Genomic DNA, 23,600 nt, shown 5'->3' with positions numbered 1-23,600 from the left:
TATTGGCCATGGACATCAAAACGACAGTTTCCCGACGCCTCCGATCCCCACAGTACCGCAGATTGCTCTGCGTCTCGATGGCGTTGCTTGCCTTGGCTACGGGCCAGCCGGCCCGCGCCGATAACGTCACCTTGCCTGATCTACTTATCGGCGTCACTCAAGGCTTTCTTGAGTTCACTGTAGAAGATTATCTGGCGACGACGCAGACACCGGGCCGCTATGAAATCCAGGTCAACCAGTTGGATCCGCGCCTGCGCATGCCCATGTGTGACAGAGAATTGACAGCTTCGCTGGAAAGTCCTGCCCAGCCCATCGGGCGCGTGACCGTGAAGGTGCGCTGCGAAGGCGCCTCGCCCTGGACGGTGTTTGTGCCGGCCCAGGTCAAATTGTTCCGCGATGTCGTGGTGGTGACACGCCCGCTGAAACGCACCGGAATCATTGGTGATGAGGACATTGCGATGCGCGAGCGGGACATCAGCCTGATCAATCAGGGCTATCTCACGTCCCTGGATCAGGCGCTCGGGCAGAAACTTACCCGACCAATGGTCACGGACCAGGTGATTACCCTGGTCCATCTTGAACAGGCCGAAGTGGTGCGCAAAGGTGACCAGGTGGTGATCTCCGCCAGCAGCGGCGGCCTGAATGTAAAAATGCCCGGGGAAGCCCTCTCCAATGGCGGCATGAGTGAACAGATTCGCGTGAAGAACCTCAACTCCAACCGCGTGATCAAGGCCCGGGTGACGGCGCCGGGGCAAGTTGAGGTGGCTTTATAGATCACTGGCATCGGACGCCAGCTTTTCCTACACTGTGCGCAACGCGGCATCGCGTATAGGTTTATTGTCAATCGAGCCTAAAGTTTGTCCGGGTATGGCCGAAAACATGGCAAGCGTCCAAATACCCAGAGGTTTTTTTAACATGGTCATCGATTTCAGTCGTTTGAATAACGCCCTGCCAACGCCCGGTTCTTCGCGCACCAACGGTGCCAAAGACAGCGTTGAAGCCAAGTCCCAGCCTCTGCCTGCCAAGACAGAACAGGCCGGCGCGAGCCAAAGCGGGGAATCGGTACACCTGAGCAATGAGGCTCAACAGTTGCAGAAGGTCACTGACTCGCTGAGCGATCAGCCAGTTGTCAATAAAGCCCGCGTGGCTGAATTGAAGCAGGCGATTGCGGATGGCAGCTATAAGGTCGACAGCAACCGTGTAGCCAGCAAGCTGCTTAACTTCGAAGCCGAGCGCTAGGCAAAGGCCTGCGCCAGGCTTTTGGACGCTTAAAACCCAAGGCCAGCCATGCACGACGAAAACTTGCTACAACTGATCATTGAAGACCTGCCTCCCGCACAGCAGTTGCTGGAGCTACTTCGGGAAGAGTCCCTGGCCCTGTTCGGGCGGGACATGCGCATGCTGGAAGAAATTCTGGCGCGCAAGCAATCGCTGATCGTCCTGCTGGAACAGCACGGCAAGAAGCGCAGCCAGATTCTCGTCAGCCTGGGCCTTTCGGCCGACCACAAAGGCCTGGAGCAACTCGCCAGCCACTCTACGGTGGGCGACCAGTTGCTGGCCCAAAGCAAAGAACTCAACCAATTGCTGACCCTGTGCCAGGAAACCAACCTCCTCAACGGCCAGGCGATCCAGCTGCAACAAGCCACCACCGCCAACCAGTTGCGTATCCTCCACGGCGGCGAGCCTCCGGCCCTCTACAACGCTCAAGGCTCCACCTCACGCCTGGCCAAGCCAAGCACCCGCAGCCAAGCCTGAAACCAGCTCACGCGCGCCCTATCCAAGGCGCGTCACATGCTGGCAAAATGAAAGCACTTGCGTGTAGTCGTATTTTGTCTGGAGATGGAAGAACCGTGTTCAACGCCCCTAACGCGGAAGATGCTCCGCAGCCACCCAAGGTACTTACCACGCCGCTGGAAATCGCGGGCACCTTGCGGATGCTACAAGAGAGCCATGATCCGCTGATCATCACCTTCCACGAACGCAACCAGCGCTTTCAAAGCTACCTGGTGGAAATCGACCGGGACAGCAAGACGCTGGCCCTGGACGAAATGATCCCGCGGGACGGCGAACGCTACCTTGAGAATGGCGAAGCTTTCCGTATCGAAGGTTTCCACGATGGCGTGCGAGTGGCCTGGGAAAGCAACGGCACCCTGACCATCGACGAAGCTGGCGGCCACCGCATCTACCGCGGCAGCATGCCCGACGAAGTGATCTACCATCAGCGTCGCAATGCCTTCCGCGCCGCCCTGAAGCTGGCGCAACTGGTCAGCGTCGAACTGGGTGGCGAGAAACTCAAGGCCCCCATCAGTGGCAAGTTGCTGGACATTTCCGCCACCGGCTGCAAATTGCGTTTCGAAGGGGACATCTCCGAGCGCCTGCAACTGGGCCAGGTCTACGACCGGTTTATCGCCGCCCTGCCCTTTGGCAGCATGACCACCTCGGTGGAACTGCGTTACCTGCACTTCGAAGAAAGGATCAACACCACCTTCGCCGGCGTACGCTTTCATAACATGAGCGGGCTGGTGCAGCGTCAGGTCGAGCGGTTTGTGTATCAACTGCAGCGTGAAGCTCGCCGCTTCGACAAGGACGATGATTTTTAAACACTAAAGATCGCGATAGAAAAACGGGCAGTTCCTCAAGGGAACTGCCCGTTTTTGCTTTCAGGGGCGCGCCCTGCTCAAGTCGTGAGGGTGATCATCCGGGTCCGGATGCTCCGGGGGCTCGGTGACGGGTGATGGCCCCTCCACCTCGGGATCGACTTCAGGCTCAGGGTCCGGAACCGCGGTCTGCATCTGCTCCTGCACCACCTGCTCGTCCACTCGCGGGTCGAGACACGCCACCAGCGGCGAACTGGACATGCTGTCAGGCATCGCCACGTGATGCAGCGGTGCATCGTCCACCTGATGAAGGTTGGTGACGGCCTTGGGCCGGATGCGCCACACCAGGATCAACGCACACAGGCTGAAAAACGCATACAGCATGTGGCTGCCGAACAGCTTCATCACCACACCGGCCAACAGCGGGCCGACACTGGCGCCGATACCGTAGGTCACCAGCAACATCGCCGTAAGCGACACCCGGCGATCACCCTCGACGTGGTCGTTGGAAAACGCCACGGCCAGCGGGTAGAGGCAGAACTGCACCAGAGAACAGAGAAAGCCTGCGACAAACAGCACTTCCAACGGCACCTGGGTCATGATCGCCAACGGCAACGCAGCCACCGCCAGGCACAAGGCAAAGCAGCGAATCAACAGCGCGCGGTCATACCGATCGGACAACCAGCCCAACGGCCACTGCACCAGCAGCCCGGCGAAAATACAGCTACCCATGAACAGACCGACCTGCTCCGTAGTCAGCCCCTGCTGGGACGCGTAAAGCGGCGCCAAACCATAGAAGGAACCCACAATCAGCCCGGCCCCCAACACCGTACTGAGGGACTGCGGCACCCGCTTGATAAAGAAGCGCGGCTCCATCGGCGCCGGATGCAGGGGTGCCGGGTGAATACGGCGAGTCATGGCCACCGGCACCAGGCACAGCGCAAAACACAGCGCGACCAGCATCAGCAACTCAAGGCCCAACTCAGGGTGCATCACAAGGATCAGTTGGCCCAGCACCAGGCCCAGGTACGACGCAATCATATAGCCGCTGAACACCGCACCGCGTTGCTTGGCTTCAGCCTGCTCGTTAAGCCAACTCTCGATGACCATGTACTGGCACATCATGCCCAGGCCGACAATCATCCGCAGCACAATCCAGGCTGGCAGCCAGTTGATCAGCCCGTGGCCCAACACCGCCGCGCCGACGATCCCTGCACAGGTGGCGTAGGCACGGATATGCCCGACGCGGCCAATCAGGCGGTGACCGATCTTGCCCCCCAATACCAGGCCAAAATAGTTGGCAGCCATCAACGCACCCACCCACAGGCTGTCGACGTGATCTGCCGCCAAGCGCAAGGCCAGGTAAGTACTGAGCAGGCCAGAGCCGATCAGCATCATCAGGGAAGCAAAATAAAGGGCTCGAAAAGGTTTCCAGATCTGGCGCATCGGCGTTCCGAGCGGCTCCTTGCAGTGGGTGTCAGGACTACCGGAATGATAGTCCCGGGTCGTCGGGTCCGGACAGCCAAAACACGCGGTTGCCGGGGAATATTTTGCTCATGCCAATTGGCTACGTGTCAGACGCTCGACAGTGACCTGCGAGGTACACGATGCAGACGAGTACTTGCTCCGCCCCACCCATGCCTCCCGTGTGAACCTCAAACGCGGGCAAGGTTCGGTTGGTGTTTGAAAAGACTGCCGCACTCAAACGCCCGGCCACAAAAAAGCCCCGCCAGATAAATCTGATCGGGGCTTGCTGACGTTCCGGCCGCGGGGGCAGGAACGATTATGTGGTGTCCCAGGGCCGGTTCGAACGGCCAACCTTCCCCTTAGGAGGGTCATATAAAGCCCAGTCACCATTGGGGAATCCCCGAATTTATTGGCTCTTGCGTCCGGTTGTGTCCGTAAAAACGACCCCGTATAGTTCTTTTTGCACCCACCATGCACCCATGGGAACAAATTGAAAGAGAAGCTAACAGCCAAACTGCTGGGATCACTGCAGGTCACTGGCAACGAATACGAAGTTCACGATACCACCGTCGGCGGTCTGTTCGTGCGAGTTACCGCCGCAGGCGCAAAGTCTTACGTCGTCTCCTGGGCCCGCGGCCGGAAGAAGACTTTAGGCCGTGTCGGAATTCTCACGCTTGATCAAGCTCGCACCGAGGCCACTCAGTACCTGGCGGAGGCTCGAACCCATGGCGAGCCCCTGGCTGTCACTCAAGGCCGCAGAGGCGCCACCCTGCCCTGTCTGCGCGATTTTATCGACGATACCTATATGCCGTGGTTCAAAGCCCATCACAAAGGCCATGAGAAGACGCAGCACACCCTCAGCAATAACTTCGACCCAATCATGCCCCAGCGCTTGGACGCGATCACCGGGCGAGACCTGGAGCTGATCCGCACAGGATGGATGCAGGCCGGCAACAAGCCCTCCACGGTCAACCGGAAAATGGGCTCTATCAGCGGAGTATTCAGCCGGGCGGTCGAGTGGGATTACATCGATGAGCACCCTCTGGCCAAGCTGAAACAGCTCAAGGTCGATTCAAAGGGGGTGATTCGCTACCTGGATGCTGACGAGACCAAGCGTCTACGCGACGCCCTGGACGCTCGACAGGATGAAATGAGGGCCGAGCGCGAGAGTGCAAACACCTGGCGGACGGACCGCCACAGAGAGCCGATGCCAAGCCTGCTGGAACTGCCTTTCACCGATCACCTGAAGCCAATGGTCCTGGTATCGTTGAATACAGGCATGAGGCGCGGAGAGCTATTTGACTTGAAATGGTCAGCGGTGAACTTCGACACGAAGACAATCACAGTAGCCGGGGCCACCACCAAGACAAGCGATACGCGCCACATCCCGATGAACAAGGAGACCATTGGTGCGCTGGAAGCCTGGAAGAAGCAGGTGAGCAAGTCGCCGTATGTGTTTCCAGGTCAGGGCGGCGGTCGCTTTGAGGACGTGAAAAGCGCCTGGCTCAAGTTGCTTGAGCGGGCGCAGATCGACGGGTTCCGCTGGCACGATATGCGCCACGACTTCGCTTCACGCCTGGTAATGGCTGGCGTACCGCTCAACACGGTACGGGATCTGCTGGGGCACGCCGATATTAAAATGACACTGCGCTACGCACATCTGGCGCCAGGAACAAAAGCCGCCGCGGTTGAGCTTATTTAGCTTTGGACTGCTCCAACATCCTCTTGTAGTCCTCATAGAAAGGCTCGAAAGGCTTGTTGTTTTCTATGAAGCTAACGTAGCTCTCGATCAGAGGCCATTCTGACCTCACTTTTTCCATGTCCAGGAAATAGTTGTATTCAGCCTTGTAACCCCATTTCTCGCTAAGGCCGTTTAAATCTCCGTATAGATCATCAGTCCCTTTGAAATAGTGGTCACCGGTAACAACCATTGCTTGCCGCCAAGCAGTCTCACCAGCGTACTGCGGGCCAAGTACACCGGCCCTTAGTTTATAAACAACCTCATCTTCGCTCCATATCGCCGTGAACACGTTCATGAAGCTGGTTTTCTCTGCCTCACCACTTTTCGCAAGGAAGGGGTTAACGACATAAAAGTCGTGCATGCCGTTCTCAATAAACGTCTCCAACAGCTTCACGATCTTTTCTTTTTGAGAAGCCGCCAATAACTCCAGCGCCGCCTTCAGGTACGGATCAACCCTCGCCGATAGGACGACTTTTTTTGAGCGGTTTGCCATCATTCGACTCCTTGCGTCTACAAATATTTTGCTTGCAGAGCGTGTTACTTACAAATAGGATGTTTACGTCCGGACAAGTATCGTACAGTCCGCCGCATCGATCAAGGATAAAGACATGACATCTTCTGAACAGATTGAACCGCTTTCGGTAAGCGTAGAGGGCGCCGCCCGCATCGTCGGCTACTCCCGCTCCGGCGTTTACGAGCTCATTGCCTCCGGAGATCTGAAAGCATTCAAGCTTGGGCGCCGCAGGTTGATCCTGATGACAGAGCTCAGAGCGTGGATTGAGCGCGCTGCAAAGGCTGGAACACGGTGAAGCGTGGAAAGAGTAAGGGGCGGGATTTGCGCAGGGCTGCGCGGGGGATTGCTAAGGCGGTGTTAGAGCACCGCCTTAGCGTAAACACACTGGATAGCACCAACGTGAAGGGCAAACTATGACACGTCATTCTTCAACAGAGCAAGACTGCAAGATGATGGAGGCCCTGCGAAACGGGCCAGTATCGACCATCGAAGCCGCCAAGGACCTGGATATCGTCCAGCCCCCCAACACAATCCGCCGCCTCAGGAAAAAGGGTCATGAGATCCGCACCTATTGGACGCACCAGTCCACTGAGCCAGGCCGACCGCCACACCGCGTGGCCAAGTACATCCTGATGCGCGAAGCGTCTTAATCCGGAGACCGCTGGGTCGCCGCATTTTTGCGGCGCCCCCCTGGCGCCTGCCTGTGAGCCGCCAGCGGGCTTCGGCACGCTGGTAATCCAGCCGAATTACGCTGAGGTCGATTCAGTGGAATGCCTAGCCACAAAACTACTTAGCCGTGGCGACGCGGTGAGCATTGAGCTTGGGCAGCTCGCCATTCAACCGGCGAGCGGCAAGCTCGTGCCGCCTGAGTGGATCACCACCAATACAGCCCGGCTTTGTCGGGAGGCACTTATGTCGGTGGGCATGGATGCTTTTGAGTACGTAGGCTATTCAACTGGGCATTACGGCAAAACCCGGAGTGCTGGTATCACCCTTCAATTTGTCTCGATACTGTCAGGCCAATCTGTCTACGCAGTGTTCAACGCTGATCTGACACGTCAGCGGAACACGGCTACGGCCAAGGCTGGCGCTCTGCTACCGAAAGGACAATTTCGCATCGGTAAGCGAAGCCATTTCTACAAGTTCTGGATGGGGACCGGCCTGCCTTTTCCTCGGCGGCTGGCAGCTATGCACGATTACATGGGGAAGCTACGTAGCGTCCTAGTGACTGGATCAGTGACTGATGACCGTTTCAAAGTCGGCAGTCTGGTACCGGTCAGTCTGACCGCAGAGCAATTCAGAGCAGCCATTTTGCCGGACAACATCCGGACAATTTCCGGACAAGCGCCGGACAACTTCCGGACAAGAGATCCGGACAAGGAAATGGCTACAGACCACGAACCACAAGGGCTTCAGCCGATTACAACTACGTGTGTTTCAAACTACGGAAACAAGGTAATAAGGAAGGAAGGTTACAAGACCATTCCTTCCCCCCCTATACACACCCCTAAGCCACCCCAGGATCAGAGTGTTGATGAGTGGTTGGAGGCATACAGCTCGACCTGATCCACCTTGCTGAGAATTCACCTACCGCCGCCAATGAAAAAGGGCACCACCCTGTGACGGGGTAGTGCCCTCGATACTGCGAAAGTTTCGTAGTTTGTCAGCCCTACTCCAACACCACCGCGCGGTATTGCTGATCGCCGCCCAGGTCATCCGAGCCGAATAGAGCCTGATTGACGGCCTTCCTACTCTCAAGCAGCAGGTCATGCTCATCATGAGTGCCAATGTCCGCCGCAACCCACTCAGGGAGCTCCTGACGCCGCCGCATCTCGCTCAGGTGCGTCCACCACCGAGTAGCGTAACGCCGCTCTGCGAGAATGAGCTCAACCACTAGGGTTCGTTGCTTCTCGGTGAAGAGGGGCAGGTGTAAGGGGCTAGAGTCGCCCGCCTCAAGGCCTTCCGGGCACTCCCCTTCAAATCCGGACTTATCTTGGCCTTTCAGAGCGTTACTGATATTTTGGTAAAGTTGCATGACGTGTACCTTGAAGTTTCGTCGTGTGATCGCCAAGCCGCTGTTGACGCAGCGGCTTGGCACCTTTTTAAAAGTGGGATTCCCTCACATTTAAATACCCGGAGTAAGGGGTATTTACTGCTTACCCTTCTCGCTGATCCAGCCTGCCGCCCAGCTCAAGGGGTCTTTCGACTCCATCGGCTTGAGTGGCTTGCCGTCTCGCGCCGCCTGCTTACCCTCCTCTTCCGTTTCCGCGTGAATCCATACCGTTGTGTGTTTGAAGCCATCAGCAACTCGGCGCGCCTTCAACTCCTTTTGTCTCTCGTTGCTAGTCTTTGCCTGCTTTTGCATATCGTCTTGGCTCATTGGTCACCGCGTTTGTACTAACGGAAATCCATACTGACACTTAGTTAGTACTGACGCAAGGATGGAGAGCAAAATAATTGCAGGGGCGCATTCCCTGCCGTTCTCAAGCTAATTCCATGCCCTGTGCTACCTTCAGTTGGCAATCGTCTGTCCATGATTGTCTATGCGTTTCTTGGAGGATTTTGTCGTGCTCGAACGGATCGAAAGGATTCAAGGAATAGGCCTACTTCACGACGTCAACGGCAGACCTTTGCGTCTATGCAAAGCACAGCTAATTTATGCGGACAATGGTCGAGGAAAATCCACATTAGCGAGTATTCTCCGCTCAGCTGCAACTGGAGACCCATCACTTATAACTGAAAGAAAAACCATCGACGCCAGCTTGGCTCCATTGGTAGATCTCACGTTTGGCAGTGGTCACAAAGTATCTTTTTCTAATGGGGTCTGGTCTGAAAAACGACAGGAACTCTTAGTATTTGATGCCGATTTCGTCGAGAAAAATGTTCATTCCGGTGGAGTTGTAACTCCAGGTCAACGCAAGAACCTGCTCCAATTTGCGCTTGGCTCATCAGCAGTAAAGGCACGTGAAACTGAAGAGGAAACAACAAAGCTTGCCGCGGCAGCCAGCTCTGAAGTAAATCAAATCACTGCACAATTGGCAGGATTTCATCAGGGAATGCTTTTACCTGCATTTCAAAAACTCAGCCCTGATCCAAACGCAGCAACAAAAATAGTAGACCTTCAGAAGAGGATTCAAATCGCCAACAACATTGGAAACATTCTTACTCGTCCTCTACCAGTGCAAGTCTCGCTACCTACCCTCGATATCGAAAGTCTGTTCAAAATATTGAATACTACATTAAATGATATTGAAGAGGACGCGGAAAGCATCATTCAAAAACATCTCCAACACATCTCAAAACCAGATATTGAAAAATGGATTAGTGACGGTCAGAAATTCGATGACGGCAAGAACTGTCCTTACTGCGCTCAAAAAACCACCGACACAACCCTGATCAAAGCATACAGGACACACTTCAACAAGGCTTATGAGGATCTTAAACAGCAAGTATCATTACTGGATCGTGGAATACAAATTCGAGCATCCGATTCTGTAATTGATGTTTTTGATATCGGATTCTCAAAGGCATTAGCCACCATTGCAATCTGGACACCAGAGATAATTACACCGCCATGCACCTTTGAAAGTTCAAAAACTAAAAAGATCATTGGAGATTTGAGAGAAATATTGCTAGAGCTTGCAGCGACTAAAATCAGCAAACCGCTGGAATCTATTGGAAGCGATACAGAAAAAAGCAAGGTTCATGAGCTATGGAATGAGGTAATTGATTTAATGCAGCAAGCAAACCAAAAAATCCAGAATTCAACGCAACTAATAGAAAAATACAGAACCAGTCTCGCATCCGAAAACGCAACATTGATGGGCCAACAGATAACAGCACTCCAACTGGGTACGGTGCGGCACAGCCCAGCAGTCATAGCTTTGCTCACATCGCTAGCTACTGCAAAACAAACCGCGACCGTGGCAGAAACTAAAAAGAAGGCTGCCCGAACACAGCTAAACGAGCAAATGGCATCCGTGCTGGCAACTTTTCAGAAGTCCATTAATTCGCTACTAGATAAATTTGGAGCAACTTTTCGCATCGAAAAGATGGATTCCAACTTTAAAGGCGGCTCTGCACGTAGCGAATATGGATTGCGCTTAAGAGGTATGTCTATATCTCTAGATGGCACTCCGAAATTCTCGACAGTTCTGAGTGAAGGAGATAAGCGAACATTAGCATTTGCTTTTTTTGTAGCAACTATTTCAGCAGATCCGAATCTGCTTCAAAAAATAGTAGTCATTGATGACCCTATGTGCAGCCTTGACGTCAATAGAAAAAACCAAACCAAGGCAATACTCAAGAGCATTCATGATAAGTCCGAGCAACTCATAGTATTAGCGCACGACCCCTACTTCATCCGAGATATGCGTGATGATCTGAGTAGCAAGGCCGCGCAACCACTACAAGCCCTACAATTACGACACGCGGCTAACGGCTATAGTGACCTAGACAAATTCGATGTAGACAAAGAGTGTGAGTCGCCCTTCTACAGACACCACCGTGTACTTATGGAGCTTTGCGCAGGAGTTCCAAATGACTCAAGGAGTACCGCGAAAGCCATCAGACCATTTTTAGAGGGATATTTGCACCGCCGATTCCCAGGGCTACTTCCCAAAGACTCAATGTTCGGCCAAGTCCTAACTCATATAAGAGACTCGACAGCACCAAGCCCCTTAACTTATGCAAAAAGCCTTATCGACGAGCTTCAAGAAATCAATAGTTATGCAGGTCAATTCCATCATGACACTAACCCGGACTGCGACACAGTACAGATCACGTCTAGTGAATTACTTACTTATGGTGAAAGATCTTTAAAATTGGTTTATAGCGGAACTGTTGAACAGGTCTGATTTCAAGGGGCGGGGGAGCATGAATCTCAAATCGCTCCCTCCTGGATTTCAAATCTGCAAACAGGACGATTCCAACTGGTCCGTTAACGGTGTTCAAAAAAATGAGTACATCAGGTGCCTGGACGTGATGTGAGCAGAACTCGGCGGATCTGCTAATGCCCTCAGGCTTGAGTACATCTCCCATTAGGTAAAAGCCCCACGCTACCCCGCTCCCACATTGAAATATCCCCATGTGTGACGATTTGGTCTCAGTGAGATGGTTTGGCCTCACTGGGAGTGGTGGAAGCGCTACGGACAGTGGAAAGCAACACACAGTGTAGGAATCCACACGGTGGGTTGGTCAACATGACCATACCTATTCCGCAAGACCCGAAATGGTGCCCTCTCCCTTTCCCATCGAGACAGACCAAATGAGCCGAGTCGGACCGTCTGGCCTGCTTGGCAACCGCTCCTCCTGACAGCAGGCTGGAGCAGGTATTGCTGCCACAGCAACGCCTTAATGTGATCCCGGCTCACCTTTAAAGCGTGAGGTGGTGAAGCGCCACCCCATCCAATTCTGTCCCGGGGCCAGAGTTCAGCCCGGCCAATCCACTCTCCCCAAAGCAGGAAATCCTGCTTTCACAAATACCCCCAATCAGGGGTATTACCCCGCAGGGGGAAGATCGGTCCAAATCTGGACGCATTTAATCCACGCCACGTTTTGCGAATTACGAAAACGTGGCGCGGAACCTGACATACCAAAATGGGAGCTCAGTTTGTTGTCCTAAATGCGGACTTCAACGCCCTGTATCACTTTGACTACCCTCGACTTACTGCAACAAAAACACCCTCTCCAATACCGCCAAAACCAGCTATTTCAGTCCCATTCAATCCCGTTCTGTGTAGCACCTGAGGTGCACCTAAAAAGCACTGGATAAATGATCAGATCATGCCTAATGTGAGTTTTTGAGCCACTCAAAACTCCATTCGAGGCCGCACCTATGAACACAGCTAAGCCCGCCCGAGGACGCCAGCACAAACCAACTCGCTCCGAAGTTGCTGCCGCCTGGGGCCGCCTTCGCGAAGCCGCAGCAGACGGAAGCGTTCAAGCATCCGCCCTGCTGATAGCGCTCGCTGAAAACAAACCTGTCATCGCCATGGAATCGCCGGCCGCATGACTGATCGCGATAAAGCCGGCAAATGGAAGCCGGGGCAATCGGGTAATCCCGGTGGTCGTTCTGGCCAAACGCAGGAGCTGCGCGCCCGACTCGCGGAAGGTGCAGACGCCGTGACAAAGAAGGTTCTGACAGCGGCCAAGAAGGGCGATATGCAGGCTTGCCGGCTGATCCTTGAACGACTGGTACCGCCAATCAAGCCAACTGCCGAAACAGTGTGCTTCGAACTCGACGACACCGACCTACCCAGCGCAGCCAAATCAATCCTTCGCGCAGTTGCCGCCGGCGAGCTACCGCCCGACCAGGGCAAAGCATTGATCGAAGGACTAGGCGCTGTAGCCCGGGTGATCGAAGTCGCCGAGCTGCAAAAGGCCGTCGAAGAACTCCGCGAACAGATGGAGGGAATGCGGCAATGAGCATTAAGTGGATGCGGGCCGAGCTCAAGCGAATTGCAGAGAAGATCGGCACCGAAGACGAAGAGACAGTGCTCGTTATGTTGACGGTGGTGGACTGCAGGGTTGACGCGGTTGAGGAGGAGATGGACTACCCCAAGACAGTAGGCCATTCGTTCAACTATCCCGTCCTGGGCGTACAGACGGTGATGCACTTCCCACTCTGCACCATGAACAGCTATGACGCGGCCAATCTGGCAGAGGCGTTCATTCTCTACGTCCGCGCAATTGAAAGCCTCCGCCGTCCCGCTCCGGTAGGTGTGATGGATATGCGGCCATTCCCAAGTCCTGGTGCCTGGATCTTCCCGCCACTGGCTGCTGGGCAAGACATCAAAGATCACGTCGCAAAACAGTATCAACTGATCATCGAGGCCCGCCATGAACATCCGTAGCCAGGTGGCCAAGTTGCGCCAGCAATCCGGTCTCACCCAGTTCAATCGCGACGTGCGAGAGATCAGCGCCCTTATGGACGAGTTGCACGCCGCAGCAACCGGCGGCGGCCCCCAAGAGAGCGTGTCCCTATTCGAGATCCTGAGCGAAGCCTCAGACCAACAAACGGCCTAACCACGGCCAGACAATCAAAAGGTAACCCAATGAAAATCGGCAAACGATCCGTCCTCAAAGTTGGCTTGGCCAACCTCCACTACTCCGAATACGAGCACTCCCAGGTAGAGGCAAGAACCTTCAACATTCAGCGCCCCGATGGCACCAAAGGAACCTGGCAGGCTGGTGGCTTGCTGAAGTCCGTTCGCCATTTGCAGGGATTGTCGCTGGAGGCGTTCAAGGACCTCGGAGAAGAAATTCTCTCGATTCGCGAGAACAAGGACCTCAACGCCGCTGCCATTGAGCGCAAGGGCAAGGAGCAGATTGATGGAATCATCCCCGCCCTGATGCCGGCGATGGAGAAGGCAGCAAAAGATATGTTCACGCTGGCCCAGACAGTGGCCAGCGGATTCGCAGCGGTCACACCTCGCGCTAGCTCGGACGTTGTTGGTTTCCTGGCCGACCAGGAGCTGCGAGCCATCGTGCGAGGCCTCAAACCTGAAGAGCGTCAGCGGCTAGTTGCTGAGGCACGTACAGGCAGTCACCCCGACGTTGTAGAGGCCGTGCTCAGGGCAAACCCAATGCTCTCCGGCCTATCGCCAGAGGCTGCTGACAGCCTGTCGCGCGCAGGCATTGCCGCGTCGCGCGCCGAGGACATTGAAGGGCTCAAGCAGATGCTAGCGATCTACGATGACGTGCTGGCCACCGCCTCCAATGCTGGTGTCGCACTGAGCGGTATGGTCGCCAATTCGAATGGCTATACCGGCCGGTTTGAGAAGTGGCGATCGGGCTGTGAGGGCTCCGAAGCACTTCGCGAATGGCTGGCGAAAATGCCCACTCGCACCACCGCAAAAGCGTCTCCTGATCAATCCGAAGCGGCCTAACTGCCCCTCCGTGCGCTACGCAAGTATTGGTAGCGCCGATCAACGGCAGACTCTGTGAGTGTGAAGACATGACCTTTCAAGAGCGTTTTACCGAAGCGTGCAAAACGCAGAAATTCAAACCCTACGAACTGATCCAGGGGCCGGACGCCGGCTACACGGTGTGGGAGGTCCAGCACGTCAGTGGTGGCCAACAAGTGACAGTCGACGGCCCCTTCTTCACCGAGGAAGAGGCCAGGGTTTCGGCCGACCTGCTGAGCGGAACATTCCGCGGCGCCCGGGCCAGCGAGGCGATTTACAACCGGGTGTGGAACTACGACCCGCGCCAGGAACAACTGACCATCGATCAGGCGCGTATGTCGCGCGCAGTGCTCGCCATTCGACTTGGGCTTCCAGCACCTTCCACCAATCCATAGGAGGCCCCATGGCCGCTACAGCAATCGAATACAATCAAACTGTACGGGCAGCTACGGCAGTTCGGTAAGTCCTACCAGTTCTCCGTCCGCACGCCGGCCGAGGCCATCAAAGCACTGTCAGTGCAGATCCCAGGGTTTGAACGGTTTCTATCTAATGCGAAGTCTCGCGGGCTCGTGTTTGCCGTTTTTCGAGGTAAGAAAAACATCGGTGAGAGCGAGCTTACTTATCAAGGCCAAGGCGACATCATCATAGCGCCTGTGATCGTTGGTAGTAAGCGCGCTGGCGTTTTGCAAACGGTCGTCGGTGCGCTGCTTATAGCTGCGTCATTCTTCACGTTCTGGGCGCCTCCGGTGTCAGCAGCGCTATTCGCATCAGGCGTGGGTATGGTTGCTGGAGGCGTTATTCAAATGCTTAGCCCCCAGGCCGGCGGCCTCAAGACCAGCGCCGCGCCAGAGAACGCCCCCGGCTACGCCTTCGGCAGCGCCAAGAACACCACGGCCTCCGGCAACCCGGTACCGCTCTGCTACGGCAAGCGACGGGTGGGTGGAGCAATCATTAGTGCCGCCATTTACGCCGAAGACCGGGTTTGATCCTGGTATTAGAAAATGGCGTTTTTTGAAGCCTCATATAGTGGTAGGAGAACAAAACCCTCACCTATACGGGCACAGTCGCGTAGAGGCATGAGAAAAATGTCACATACCACGGTGAGAGGCTTTAACCCACACTAAAACTACATACTTTCAAATTGTCGGGAATCCGACACCCCAGGCCGTAGAAGATCGAGAGATCGCCCGGTCATGAAATCAAAAGCCCCAGGCGCTAACGACGCTCTGGGGCTTTTTAATGCCCCCAAAAGGAGAACCCCATGGAAATCACTACGCTTTTACTAACGCTCATCCAAGAAAGCGCAACCCTCAGCGACGAGCGTTTCTTCTCAATATGCGGGATCTTCGCTCTGTGGATTACCTGCCGCTTGGTGAAAGCCATGCGTTGATAACAAGTTGCCAAAACTTTTTAGATATCGAAAGGGAGACTCAATTTGGCGGCCTCACTTGGAGCTAATAGGGTGACGATGTTAAGGCTTTGTAGGTATGCCTCCTTGGCTTCTGGCTCGTTTTTGAAACGTCCTTCATGCGCAACGCTATTTCGGTGGGTGTTCAGAGCGGTCAGACTCCTCTGAAGGCTCTTCAATTCATCCCATGTGCCGAGATGCATAGAGGCAGGAGTGATCAGGCGTTGGTATTTCCCAAGTAATCCGTTCGCATTTTTGAGTAACGAATCGACGAAGCTTTCCGGCAAATTGTGCTCGTTTTGAAGGAACTGTCGAATATATATGTTCGCTGCTATCTCGGCAGACGTTGCTACTCGCATTATGCAAGCCGACCAATCCTCACGCTTATACAACCCATTCGCTTTCTTCCAGTTTGATACGAGCTTCTCATCATCAGATCGCTCGACGTAAGGGACTTTTTGGCTCTCACTATCGGACACGTTTCTTCCTTGAATCAGTAGGTAAGGTGGCTTGGGCGCCAAGCATTGATTACGAATCAGCAGGCAGTGACTGATCGTAATATAAAGGTATGCCTATCCAGATACAGGCTTATTTTGCCTTTTTCGGGCTTTTCGCTTGATAAGTAACACCCAAAGTGCAACATTATTAGTAGAACGCCCTAACTGATACAGGCACCCATCATGTTCATCCGCGCATACCTCCGAGCTTCCACCGAAGAACAAGACGCCGGTCGCGCCCGGGCCTCGCTCGAGCAATTTGCAAGCGATCACAACAAGGTCATTGCAAGCGTGTACCTGGAGAACGCCAGCGGCGCCACCGCAGACCGGCCTGAGCTGCTGCGCCTGCTCAAGGATGCACGCAAAGGTGACGTGTTGCTGGTGGAGTCGATAGACCGCCTATCCCGCCTCCCAGTAGAGGACTGGCAAAAGCTCAAAGCCGCGATCGACTCCAAGGGCCTGCGGATCGTCGCGCTCGACCTGCCGACCAGCCACCAAGGGATGCAGGACACCAAGGGCGATGAGTTCACCGGCCGGATGCTGGGAGCCATCAACTCAATGCTGGTGGAGATGATGGCCGCGATCGCACGCAAGGACTACGAGCAGCGCCGAGATCGGCAGGCACAGGGCATTGAGAAAGCTAAAGCCGCCGGCAAGTACCAGGGGCGGCCGGTAGACGAGGGCTTGCACAAGAGGGTTAAGGAACTACTGGAAGCAGGCCTTGGCATTCGGGCGACTGCACGTCACGCCAAATGCTCAACTACAACTGTTCTGAGGATTCGCGGATAGGCGTAAGGAGCGGCGGAGTCACCTGGCTCATCACTGACTCCATTTCCTCAGCATGCAAAAGTGCTGCACTACCTGAGGATTGGCCACTTAGAAGACGCTCAATACCGGGAATCAACTTTATCTCAAACTGGTGATTAAGCCATCTCAGTCGTCCCTCCTTAAGCTTGTCGAATTCTGCAAGCTTTTCGGCACCAAAAACCACAGGTATTAACCGCCGGATGACTTCGTCTTTGTACCAGACCAGTTTGGAATCGTCTTTTTTTCCCTCAGTGAAGCCAAAAATGATACGACCTAGCAGCCCGTGATAGGTAGCAAAGAGCGCCCATACGACCTCTCCTAAAAAAGGCCGCACCGTCTCAACAGTTCCAAAAAACTCGGTGATTAGCTCGAAGCGAACGCCAAGCACCTCCTCCCGATATTTACCGTAAATCAGCTTCCGTATCTCTTCTTCACTCAAAGCATCAGTCAACGTAATGATCGCAGGGAACTTTTTCCTTGCACTCAATACTGCTTGCCATAACAAATCGACCGCGTCGATCTTCCGCGAGATTGTTGCCTTTTGAACGTCTGAAAAAGACGCAGCAGCGATTTTTAGCTTATCAGCTTGCCGTGCCACCTCCGATTGAAGCGATGCAAGCTGCAAATCGCCCTGAGTCTTCAGCTCAGCCTTAATGTTCTCAAGTCGATGATCATATTCGTGCTTGACGCTCATTTTTATGCGCTGATCAATCCAACGTCTTACGCACCATCCAAGAAAAGCTAAAAGAGCCGTGATGGCCGCGGCATAGCCCATGAGACTCAGAACGTATTCATTGAGGGTTTCCATACCGTGGCGACGACTCCTTTCCTTGAATATTAATAAAAAAGCCCCGCTAGATATTTATCTCAGCGGGGCTCTTCATGACTCTGTTGACTCATCTGCACCCACGATGCACCCACGGGTGCTGGAGTGAAAATCGAAAAATCGTCAAAACGCTTGATTTATATGGTGTCCCAGGGCCGGTTCGAACGGCCAACCTTCCCCTTAGGAGGGGGATGCTCTATCCAATTGAGCTACTGGGACTAATGACAGCCAGCCGGCAAGGAGCACGGCGACGGACGGCGTGCATGTTAACGGCGCAGGTCAATTTTGTCATGTCGTCCGTGGGCTTTTTGAGTGTAGGCCTATGCCCGTGACTTTAACGCGTGTTCCACTCAACGATTACGGGCAGTTCGCCGCCATCGTGCAAAATGCACTCCGCCAAAATGCCATCATTGCAAATTGCAACATCACGACAACATGGACCAGATATAACTATCTGATTTAAAAGGATTTATTGTCAAATAAAGACTGGCACGGCACCTGCAATCCTTTATCCTACAAATACAGTCCGGCCCAGCCACCTGCGGAGAACATACCCATGAACAGCGCACTTCTACTAGCCCTTAATACCGTTGCATTGGCTGCGCTGGTGATGTTCCATTTTCAATCCACCACCGCTGATGATGCCGCACAGGTCAGCCAGGCGATTCCCCATCACCTGCAGCAACGTCCGCAGTTGGCGGTCATGAAACCGAACATGCAATCACCGCTGCAACTGACCCAGGGCACTCAGGCCGCTCCCGCCACTGAACACTGGGTTTTCTGAACCGCTTACCGGAGTTTTCCATGACCAAGTCTGCCTGGCTGTTTCTGACCCTGGCCCTGGCCGCCGTCGGCCTCGGCTTGAACGTATTGTCGCAAGACGTACAGACCGTCGCTTTCGTCGCCGCAGCTGTATTCGGCAGCTTGTGGTTGTTGGCAATCATCATTGGCCGCCGCATCAAATTCGATCCTGTACTGCGCTGAATCCTCCCCGCTCGTCGCCCTCTCTGCACAAGGCAGTCAACCTCAGGCTCCCCCGTCAGAACGACTGACCATATGTCGCTCCGCCCTCGTAAATTGGCAATTTGCCACTAATCTTAAAGTTAAGGGCAAAAGGCCATATTGCTATAGGATGTGCGCCCGAAAAGCCTTTTGCGCCTAGGGCCTGCGGCCTCGACACCTATTTGGGTGCAACCGTGGAAAAGTTTTCCAACCAGTCCGCAAATTTTGAAATGAGTACTGGCATAAAGCCGGTAGCCGGTTCAATATTTGTCACAGAATTGACGCCAAGGAACTGGCAAAACTGAGGCATGATGCGGCCTCTTTGCAATTCAGGTTGAACATTTGGCAGCAAGCCTTGTCCTAACATGCATCTTGCGGCCAATTCCAAAAACCGCTCCCCTGAACTAACCGGTTAAATATATGCGCCCATTGAAACAGGCAATTTATTCCAGCCGTACGGCTGACAAGTTCGTCGTACGTCTGCCAGACGGAATGCGGGAACGCATTGCCGAGGTGGCTCGCAATCATCACCGCAGCATGAACTCCGAAATCATCGCACGCCTGGAACAAAGCCTGATTCAGGAAGGTGCGCTGGGCGAAGAGCTGAGCATGCGCCTGGACAGCCCCGAGCTGTCACTGCACGAACGCGAACTGCTGCAGCGTTTTCGTCAGCTCTCCCACCGCCAGCAAAATGCTCTCGTCTCGCTTATCGCTCACGACGTTGAGGCAGCTGCAGAAGCCAACTGATTGGCAACCGAAAGCTGAAAGCCAGCCATGGGCTGGCTTTTTTTTGCCTGGGATTTGGTAAAGAAAAGAAAGGGTCAAGGGGCATAAGCCCCCTGACCTATAGAAGGGATCAAAGCAGGAAGATGGTTGCCAGGCCCAGGAAGATGAAGAAGCCGCCACTGTCGGTCATGGCGGTGATCATCACACTGGCGCCCATGGCCGGATCTCGCCCAAGGCGCACCAGGGTCATTGGAATCAGAACCCCCATCAAGGCCGCCAGCAGCAGGTTGAGCGTCATGGCCGCGGTCATGACCACACCAAGGGACCAACTGCCATACAGCAGGTACGCCACGATACCGATGACGCCACCCCACACCAGGCCGTTGATCAGCGCGACCGCAAGCTCCTTGCGCATCAAACGCTTACCGTGCCCGGTACCCACCTGATCCAGCGCCATGGCACGCACGATCATGGTGATGGTCTGATTACCCGAGTTACCGCCAATCCCGGCCACGATCGGCATCAGCGCGGCCAAGGCCACCAGCTTCTCGATGGAGCCTTCAAACAGGCCAATCACCCTTGACGCAATAAACGCGGTAATCAGATTGACTGCCAGCCAGGCCCAGCGGTTACGCAGGGACTTCCACACCGACGCAAAAATATCTTCTTCTTCTCGCAGACCGGCCATGTTGAGGACTTCGCTTTCGCTCTCCTCACGAATCAGGTCGACCATTTCATCGATGGTCAGACGGCCGATCAGCTTGCCGTTCTTGTCGACCACCGGGGCCGAGATCAAGTCATAACGCTCGAACGCCTGGGCAGCGTCGTAAGCGTCTTCGTCCGGATGGAAACTCACCGGGTCGCTGGCCATGACGTCCGCGACTTTCTTGTCCGGGTCATTGACCAGCAGGCGCTTGATCGGCAGCACGCCCTTGAGAATGCCTTCGTAATCGACCACGAACAGTTTGTCGGTGTGGCCTGGCAGCTCCTTGAGGCGGCGCAGGTAACGCAGAACCACTTCCAGGCTGACGTCTTCGCGGATGGTGACCATCTCGAAGTCCATCAACGCACCGACCTGCTCCTCATCGTAGGACAGCGCCGAGCGCACACGCTCACGCTGTTGGGCGTCGAGGGTTTCCATCAGCTCATGGACGACGTCACGCGGCAGCTCGGAAGCCAGGTCAGCGAGTTCGTCGGCATCCATGTCCTTGGCGGCAGCCAGGAGCTCGTGATCGTCCATGTCGGCGATCAGGGTTTCACGGACCGAGTCGGATACTTCAAGGAGGATGTCGCCGTCGCGATCAGCCTTGACCAACTGCCAAAGCGTCAGACGGTCATTAAGCGGCAAGGCTTCGAGGATGTAGGCAACGTCGGCAGAGTGCAGATCATCGAGCTTGCGTTGCAGCTCGACAAGGTTTTGCCGGTGGACCAGGTTCTCGACCCGGTCATGATTCGCGCCTTCCTGGCGATGCGTCAGATCTTCGACCACACGCTGGCGCTGCAGCAGCTCGACGACTTGAGCCAGGCGATCCTGCAGGCTTTCTTGTGTTTTCTTTACTTCAACTTCGGTCATAGGCGAACTCCACTCCCAGCAGCGGGGCACGCCGGAAGGATCAATCAGTCAATTCATGATTGGTAAAACGGGGTACTGAGTAACTACTGGGTAAGTCCATGGAGGTGTTCCACAAGCCCCGGCGGGGCTGACGGGCGCAATGATACACCGGGCGGCCGCTTTTAACGTCAAAAAACTGGAAAGAACAAGCGCTTGCGACACAAAGCTGAGCATTGGCCACACATATGAACTGCGACGACGCGGCTTGAAAGGAAAACACATGGGCGGGAGAAAAAGGCGCCACGGGAAATAAAAACCCCAGACGGCAAAAAGCCCGCACTAGGCGGGCTTTTTGTTGTTTGGTGCACTCGACAGGATTCGAACCTGTGACCGCTCGGTTCGTAGCCGAGTACTCTATCCAGCTGAGCTACGAGTGCAGATTGTGTTTTTAGACCAGATCACAACTGGTTGAAGCCAAGTTACCTGCATTGCTGCAACTAACTCTTAAATGGTGCACTCGACAGGATTCGAACCTGTGACCGCTCGGTTCGTAGCCGAGTACTCTATCCAGCTGAGCTACGAGTGCATTTGTTGCCGCGCATTATAGGCCGTTCAATCTCTATGTAAAGCTATTTTTTCGTTTAATTTCAACAACTTAGCGAAAAAACCAGATTGCAACGTACTAAGCAAATAATGGCGGAGAACGGGGGATTCGAACCCCCGACACCCTTTTGAGGTGTACTCCCTTAGCAGGGGAGCGCCTTCGGCCACTCGGCCAGCTCTCCGCAACACGGGGCGTATATTAACCAGCTTCATCCCCGTTTGCAAACATAAAAACGATAAAAATTAATGGCTTGGTTCTTCGTCCTTCTCTTTCTTGATCCGCAGGTAAATTTCCTCGCGGTGGACAGCCACCTCTTTCGGAGCGTTAACCCCGATACGCACTTGATTGCCTTTGACGCCGAGCACGGTCACGGTGATTTCGCCATCACCAATAATCAGGCTTTCTGCGCATCGACGAGTCAGAATCAACATACCTTTCTCCTCACGCATTTCATTTCGGGAACAACAGTCTGCAAAAAAAAGGCATTCGACCTACAACCAAATGGCCGTAGCCCTACCGCCTAAGTATTGTCGAGCGCAGGCAAAAGAACAGGCCTTCACCACGCGCCCGGCAAAAAAATGAAAGGCGCGGATCACCGCGCCTTCCTGGCAACGCATCACTCGCCCTGTCGGGCCGGAGCGTCCAGCTCAAACGCGGTATGCAATGCGCGTACAGCCAGCTCCAGGTACTTCTCTTCGATCACCACCGACACCTTGATTTCCGAGGTGGAGATCATCTGGATGTTGATGCTTTCCTTGGCCAGGGCTTCGAACATGCGGCTGGCAACGCCCGCATGGGAGCGCATGCCCACACCCACGATCGACACCTTGGCAATCTTGGTATCGCCGACCACTTCACGGGCGCCGATTTCCTTCGCGGTGTTCTGCAGGATCCGCTCCGCCGCATCGTACTCGTTGCGGTGCACGGTGAAGGTGAAATCGGTGGTGTTATCGTGCGAAACGTTCTGCACGATCATGTCGACTTCGATGTTCGCGCCACTGATAGGGCCCAGAATCTTGAAAGCCACGCCCGGGGTGTCTGGCACGCCACGGATAGTCAGCTTGGCTTCATCACGGTTGAAAGCGATACCGGAAATGATCGGCTGTTCCATGGATTCCTCTTCATCAATAGTAATGAGGGTGCCCGGACCCTCCTTGAAGCTGTGCAGTACGCGCAGCGGAACGTTGTACTTGCCGGCAAACTCAACGGCACGGATCTGCAATACCTTGGAACCGAGGCTGGCCATTTCCAGCATCTCTTCGAAGGTGATCTTGTCCAGGCGCTGGGCCACGGACACAACCCGCGGGTCAGTGGTGTAGACGCCATCCACATCGGTGTAGATCTGGCACTCATCAGCCTTCAGGGCTGCCGCCAGGGCCACGCCGGTGGTGTCGGAACCGCCACGACCCAAGGTGGTGATGTTGCCGTGCTCGTCGACGCCCTGGAAACCGGCGACAACTACCACACGACCGGCCTTCAGGTCAGCGCGAATCTTCTGGTCATCAATCTGCAGGATGCGGGCTTTAGTGTGCGCGCTATCCGTAAGAATGCGGACCTGGTTGCCAGTGTAGGACACCGCTGGCACACCACGCTTGTTCAGCGCCATGGCCAGCAACGCGATGGTCACCTGCTCACCGGTGGAAATGATCACGTCCAGCTCACGGGGAACCGGTTGCTGATCGCCACTGATTTGCTTGGCCAGATCGATCAGGCGATTGGTCTCGCCGCTCATGGCCGACAGCACCACCACCAGGTCATCGCCGGCATCGCGGAATTTCTTAACCTTGTCGGCGACCTGCTCGATTCTTTCGACAGAGCCGACCGAGGTGCCTCCAAATTTCTGTACGATCAAAGCCATTTCTAAGCCGCCTCAGCCCGTAAAGGGGCGCCTGTTATTCAATCAACCCGCACTGACTGAGCCCGCGACTAGACCACGGGCTCATTAACAGCGT

Annotated in this window: 29 protein-coding genes and 4 tRNA genes; 20 read left to right on the top strand and 13 right to left on the bottom strand. The window is 54.8% G+C overall.

Annotated features, from left to right (window positions below):
* The first annotated feature begins 8 nt into the window (after positions 1–8).
* The 4 genes from flgA to BLU46_RS24325 all read left to right on the top strand — a co-directional run bounded on the left by flgA (position 9) and on the right by BLU46_RS24325 (position 2,600).
* The gene (gene flgA / locus BLU46_RS24340) at positions 9–773 is read left to right on the top strand and encodes a flagellar basal body P-ring formation chaperone FlgA (RefSeq protein ID WP_063027874.1); all 765 of its coding nucleotides are present in this window, start codon (positions 9–11) and stop codon (positions 771–773) included.
* A gap of 142 nt (positions 774–915) precedes the next feature.
* Positions 916–1,239: a flagellar biosynthesis anti-sigma factor FlgM gene (flgM, locus tag BLU46_RS24335; protein WP_003214254.1), complete on the top strand. Its 324-nt coding sequence runs from the start codon at positions 916–918 to the stop codon at positions 1,237–1,239.
* A gap of 48 nt (positions 1,240–1,287) precedes the next feature.
* Positions 1,288–1,755, top strand: a complete 468-nt coding sequence (gene flgN / locus BLU46_RS24330) for a flagellar protein FlgN (protein WP_063027872.1) — start codon at positions 1,288–1,290, stop codon at positions 1,753–1,755.
* 95 nt (positions 1,756–1,850) lie between these two features.
* The gene (locus tag BLU46_RS24325; RefSeq protein ID WP_017475861.1) at positions 1,851–2,600 is read left to right on the top strand and encodes a flagellar brake protein; all 750 of its coding nucleotides are present in this window, start codon (positions 1,851–1,853) and stop codon (positions 2,598–2,600) included.
* A 60-nt stretch (positions 2,601–2,660) separates the two neighbouring features.
* Here the strand turns inward: BLU46_RS24325 and BLU46_RS24320 are convergent, their stop codons facing one another.
* A complete protein-coding gene (locus BLU46_RS24320; protein WP_093207195.1) occupies positions 2,661–4,043 on the bottom strand; it encodes an MFS transporter in 1,383 nt (460 codons plus the stop codon).
* Positions 4,044–4,554: 511 nt separating this feature from the next.
* Here BLU46_RS24320 and BLU46_RS24315 point away from each other — a divergent pair.
* Positions 4,555–5,766 carry a site-specific integrase gene (locus tag BLU46_RS24315; RefSeq protein WP_093207190.1) on the top strand — a complete coding sequence of 404 codons (1,212 nt, stop codon included), beginning with the start codon at positions 4,555–4,557 and terminating at the stop codon, positions 5,764–5,766.
* Here BLU46_RS24315 and BLU46_RS24310 read toward each other — a convergent pair.
* Entirely contained in the window at positions 5,759–6,298 is a 540-nt protein-coding gene (locus BLU46_RS24310) for a hypothetical protein (RefSeq protein ID WP_093207185.1), read from the bottom strand. The two genes, BLU46_RS24315 and BLU46_RS24310, sit on opposite strands and share 8 nt — an antisense overlap.
* 115 nt (positions 6,299–6,413) lie before the next feature.
* Here BLU46_RS24310 and BLU46_RS24305 point away from each other — a divergent pair, with 115 nt between their 5' ends.
* The 3 genes from BLU46_RS24305 to BLU46_RS24295 all read left to right on the top strand — a co-directional run bounded on the left by BLU46_RS24305 (position 6,414) and on the right by BLU46_RS24295 (position 7,885).
* The gene (locus BLU46_RS24305; RefSeq protein WP_093207180.1) at positions 6,414–6,614 is read left to right on the top strand and encodes a helix-turn-helix domain-containing protein; all 201 of its coding nucleotides are present in this window, start codon (positions 6,414–6,416) and stop codon (positions 6,612–6,614) included.
* 118 nt (positions 6,615–6,732) lie between these two features.
* Complete coding sequence (locus BLU46_RS24300; protein ID WP_026013795.1) at positions 6,733–6,969, top strand: helix-turn-helix domain-containing protein; 237 nt, start codon at positions 6,733–6,735, stop codon at positions 6,967–6,969.
* Between the two features lie 157 nt (positions 6,970–7,126).
* On the top strand, positions 7,127–7,885 hold the full coding sequence (locus BLU46_RS24295; RefSeq protein ID WP_231988833.1) for a hypothetical protein: 759 nt from the start codon (positions 7,127–7,129) through the stop codon (positions 7,883–7,885).
* Positions 7,886–7,988: 103 nt separating this feature from the next.
* Here BLU46_RS24295 and BLU46_RS33275 read toward each other — a convergent pair whose 3' ends face one another.
* Together BLU46_RS33275 and BLU46_RS24285 are read right to left on the bottom strand one after the other, a co-directional pair.
* Positions 7,989–8,354 carry a hypothetical protein gene (locus tag BLU46_RS33275; protein ID WP_231988832.1) on the bottom strand — a complete coding sequence of 122 codons (366 nt, stop codon included), beginning with the start codon at positions 8,352–8,354 and terminating at the stop codon, positions 7,989–7,991.
* A gap of 114 nt (positions 8,355–8,468) precedes the next feature.
* A complete protein-coding gene (locus BLU46_RS24285; RefSeq protein WP_231988831.1) occupies positions 8,469–8,699 on the bottom strand; it encodes a hypothetical protein in 231 nt (76 codons plus the stop codon).
* A 187-nt stretch (positions 8,700–8,886) separates the two neighbouring features.
* Here BLU46_RS24285 and BLU46_RS24280 point away from each other — a divergent pair, with 187 nt between their 5' ends.
* From BLU46_RS24280 to BLU46_RS33390, 8 genes are all read left to right on the top strand, one after another.
* Positions 8,887–11,175: an AAA family ATPase gene (locus BLU46_RS24280; RefSeq protein WP_157721312.1), complete on the top strand. Its 2,289-nt coding sequence runs from the start codon at positions 8,887–8,889 to the stop codon at positions 11,173–11,175.
* A gap of 1,153 nt (positions 11,176–12,328) precedes the next feature.
* Positions 12,329–12,745 carry a DUF5681 domain-containing protein gene (locus tag BLU46_RS24275; RefSeq protein WP_017138405.1) on the top strand — a complete coding sequence of 139 codons (417 nt, stop codon included), beginning with the start codon at positions 12,329–12,331 and terminating at the stop codon, positions 12,743–12,745.
* A complete protein-coding gene (locus BLU46_RS24270; RefSeq protein WP_093207166.1) occupies positions 12,742–13,173 on the top strand; it encodes a hypothetical protein in 432 nt (143 codons plus the stop codon). Before BLU46_RS24275 ends, BLU46_RS24270 begins: the two co-directional genes overlap by 4 nt.
* Positions 13,160–13,345 carry a hypothetical protein gene (locus BLU46_RS24265; RefSeq protein WP_093207161.1) on the top strand — a complete coding sequence of 62 codons (186 nt, stop codon included), beginning with the start codon at positions 13,160–13,162 and terminating at the stop codon, positions 13,343–13,345. Before BLU46_RS24270 ends, BLU46_RS24265 begins: the two co-directional genes overlap by 14 nt.
* Positions 13,346–13,374: 29 nt before the next feature.
* Entirely contained in the window at positions 13,375–14,208 is an 834-nt protein-coding gene (locus BLU46_RS24260; protein WP_093207156.1) for a hypothetical protein, read from the top strand.
* Between the two features lie 68 nt (positions 14,209–14,276).
* Positions 14,277–14,621, top strand: a complete 345-nt coding sequence (locus BLU46_RS24255; RefSeq protein WP_093207152.1) for a hypothetical protein — start codon at positions 14,277–14,279, stop codon at positions 14,619–14,621.
* A 33-nt stretch (positions 14,622–14,654) separates the two neighbouring features.
* Entirely contained in the window at positions 14,655–15,212 is a 558-nt protein-coding gene (locus BLU46_RS24250) for a tail assembly protein (RefSeq protein WP_093207147.1), read from the top strand.
* Positions 15,213–15,487: 275 nt separating this feature from the next.
* Positions 15,488–15,616, top strand: a complete 129-nt coding sequence (locus BLU46_RS33390) for a hypothetical protein (RefSeq protein ID WP_269458710.1) — start codon at positions 15,488–15,490, stop codon at positions 15,614–15,616.
* A gap of 20 nt (positions 15,617–15,636) precedes the next feature.
* On the opposite strand, the gene BLU46_RS24245 is transcribed toward BLU46_RS33390, so the two are convergent.
* The gene (locus BLU46_RS24245; protein ID WP_093207142.1) at positions 15,637–16,113 is read right to left on the bottom strand and encodes a hypothetical protein; all 477 of its coding nucleotides are present in this window, start codon (positions 16,111–16,113) and stop codon (positions 15,637–15,639) included.
* A 201-nt stretch (positions 16,114–16,314) separates the two neighbouring features.
* Here BLU46_RS24245 and BLU46_RS24240 point away from each other — a divergent pair, with 201 nt between their 5' ends.
* The gene (locus tag BLU46_RS24240; RefSeq protein WP_093207138.1) at positions 16,315–16,920 is read left to right on the top strand and encodes a recombinase family protein; all 606 of its coding nucleotides are present in this window, start codon (positions 16,315–16,317) and stop codon (positions 16,918–16,920) included.
* On the opposite strand, the gene BLU46_RS24235 is transcribed toward BLU46_RS24240, so the two are convergent.
* Both BLU46_RS24235 and BLU46_RS24230 read right to left on the bottom strand, forming a co-directional pair.
* Positions 16,892–17,746 (bottom strand): hypothetical protein, encoded by an 855-nt coding sequence (locus tag BLU46_RS24235; protein ID WP_093207134.1) that lies wholly within the window; start codon positions 17,744–17,746, stop codon positions 16,892–16,894. The genes BLU46_RS24240 and BLU46_RS24235 overlap by 29 nt on opposite strands.
* Positions 17,747–17,906: 160 nt before the next feature.
* Positions 17,907–17,983: transfer RNA gene (locus BLU46_RS24230), tRNA-Arg, on the bottom strand.
* Between the two features lie 337 nt (positions 17,984–18,320).
* Here BLU46_RS24230 and BLU46_RS24225 point away from each other — a divergent pair.
* From BLU46_RS24225 to BLU46_RS24215, 3 genes are all read left to right on the top strand, one after another.
* A complete protein-coding gene (locus BLU46_RS24225; protein WP_063027868.1) occupies positions 18,321–18,548 on the top strand; it encodes a hypothetical protein in 228 nt (75 codons plus the stop codon).
* 20 nt (positions 18,549–18,568) lie between these two features.
* Positions 18,569–18,748: a PA3371 family protein gene (locus BLU46_RS24220; protein ID WP_017475886.1), complete on the top strand. Its 180-nt coding sequence runs from the start codon at positions 18,569–18,571 to the stop codon at positions 18,746–18,748.
* A gap of 438 nt (positions 18,749–19,186) precedes the next feature.
* Entirely contained in the window at positions 19,187–19,513 is a 327-nt protein-coding gene (locus BLU46_RS24215) for an Arc family DNA-binding protein (RefSeq protein WP_003193592.1), read from the top strand.
* A 109-nt stretch (positions 19,514–19,622) separates the two neighbouring features.
* Here the strand turns inward: BLU46_RS24215 and mgtE are convergent, their stop codons facing one another.
* From mgtE to BLU46_RS24185, 6 genes are all read right to left on the bottom strand, one after another.
* Positions 19,623–21,065: a magnesium transporter gene (mgtE, locus tag BLU46_RS24210; RefSeq protein ID WP_063027866.1), complete on the bottom strand. Its 1,443-nt coding sequence runs from the start codon at positions 21,063–21,065 to the stop codon at positions 19,623–19,625.
* A 339-nt stretch (positions 21,066–21,404) separates the two neighbouring features.
* Positions 21,405–21,481, bottom strand: a tRNA-Arg gene (locus BLU46_RS24205).
* A gap of 72 nt (positions 21,482–21,553) precedes the next feature.
* Positions 21,554–21,630 (bottom strand) — tRNA-Arg (locus tag BLU46_RS24200).
* 108 nt (positions 21,631–21,738) lie between these two features.
* Positions 21,739–21,829, bottom strand: a tRNA-Ser gene (locus tag BLU46_RS24195).
* Between the two features lie 61 nt (positions 21,830–21,890).
* Positions 21,891–22,079: a carbon storage regulator CsrA gene (gene csrA, locus BLU46_RS24190; protein ID WP_002554426.1), complete on the bottom strand. Its 189-nt coding sequence runs from the start codon at positions 22,077–22,079 to the stop codon at positions 21,891–21,893.
* 185 nt (positions 22,080–22,264) lie between these two features.
* Positions 22,265–23,506, bottom strand: coding sequence for an aspartate kinase (locus tag BLU46_RS24185; RefSeq protein WP_003214308.1), 1,242 nt, complete (start codon positions 23,504–23,506; stop codon positions 22,265–22,267).
* Positions 23,507–23,600: the final 94 nt, after the last annotated feature.

This window comes from Pseudomonas yamanorum (assembly GCF_900105735.1).
GTDB lineage: Bacteria > Pseudomonadota > Gammaproteobacteria > Pseudomonadales > Pseudomonadaceae > Aquipseudomonas > Aquipseudomonas yamanorum.
This window is presented reverse-complemented; position numbering and strand designations above follow the sequence as displayed.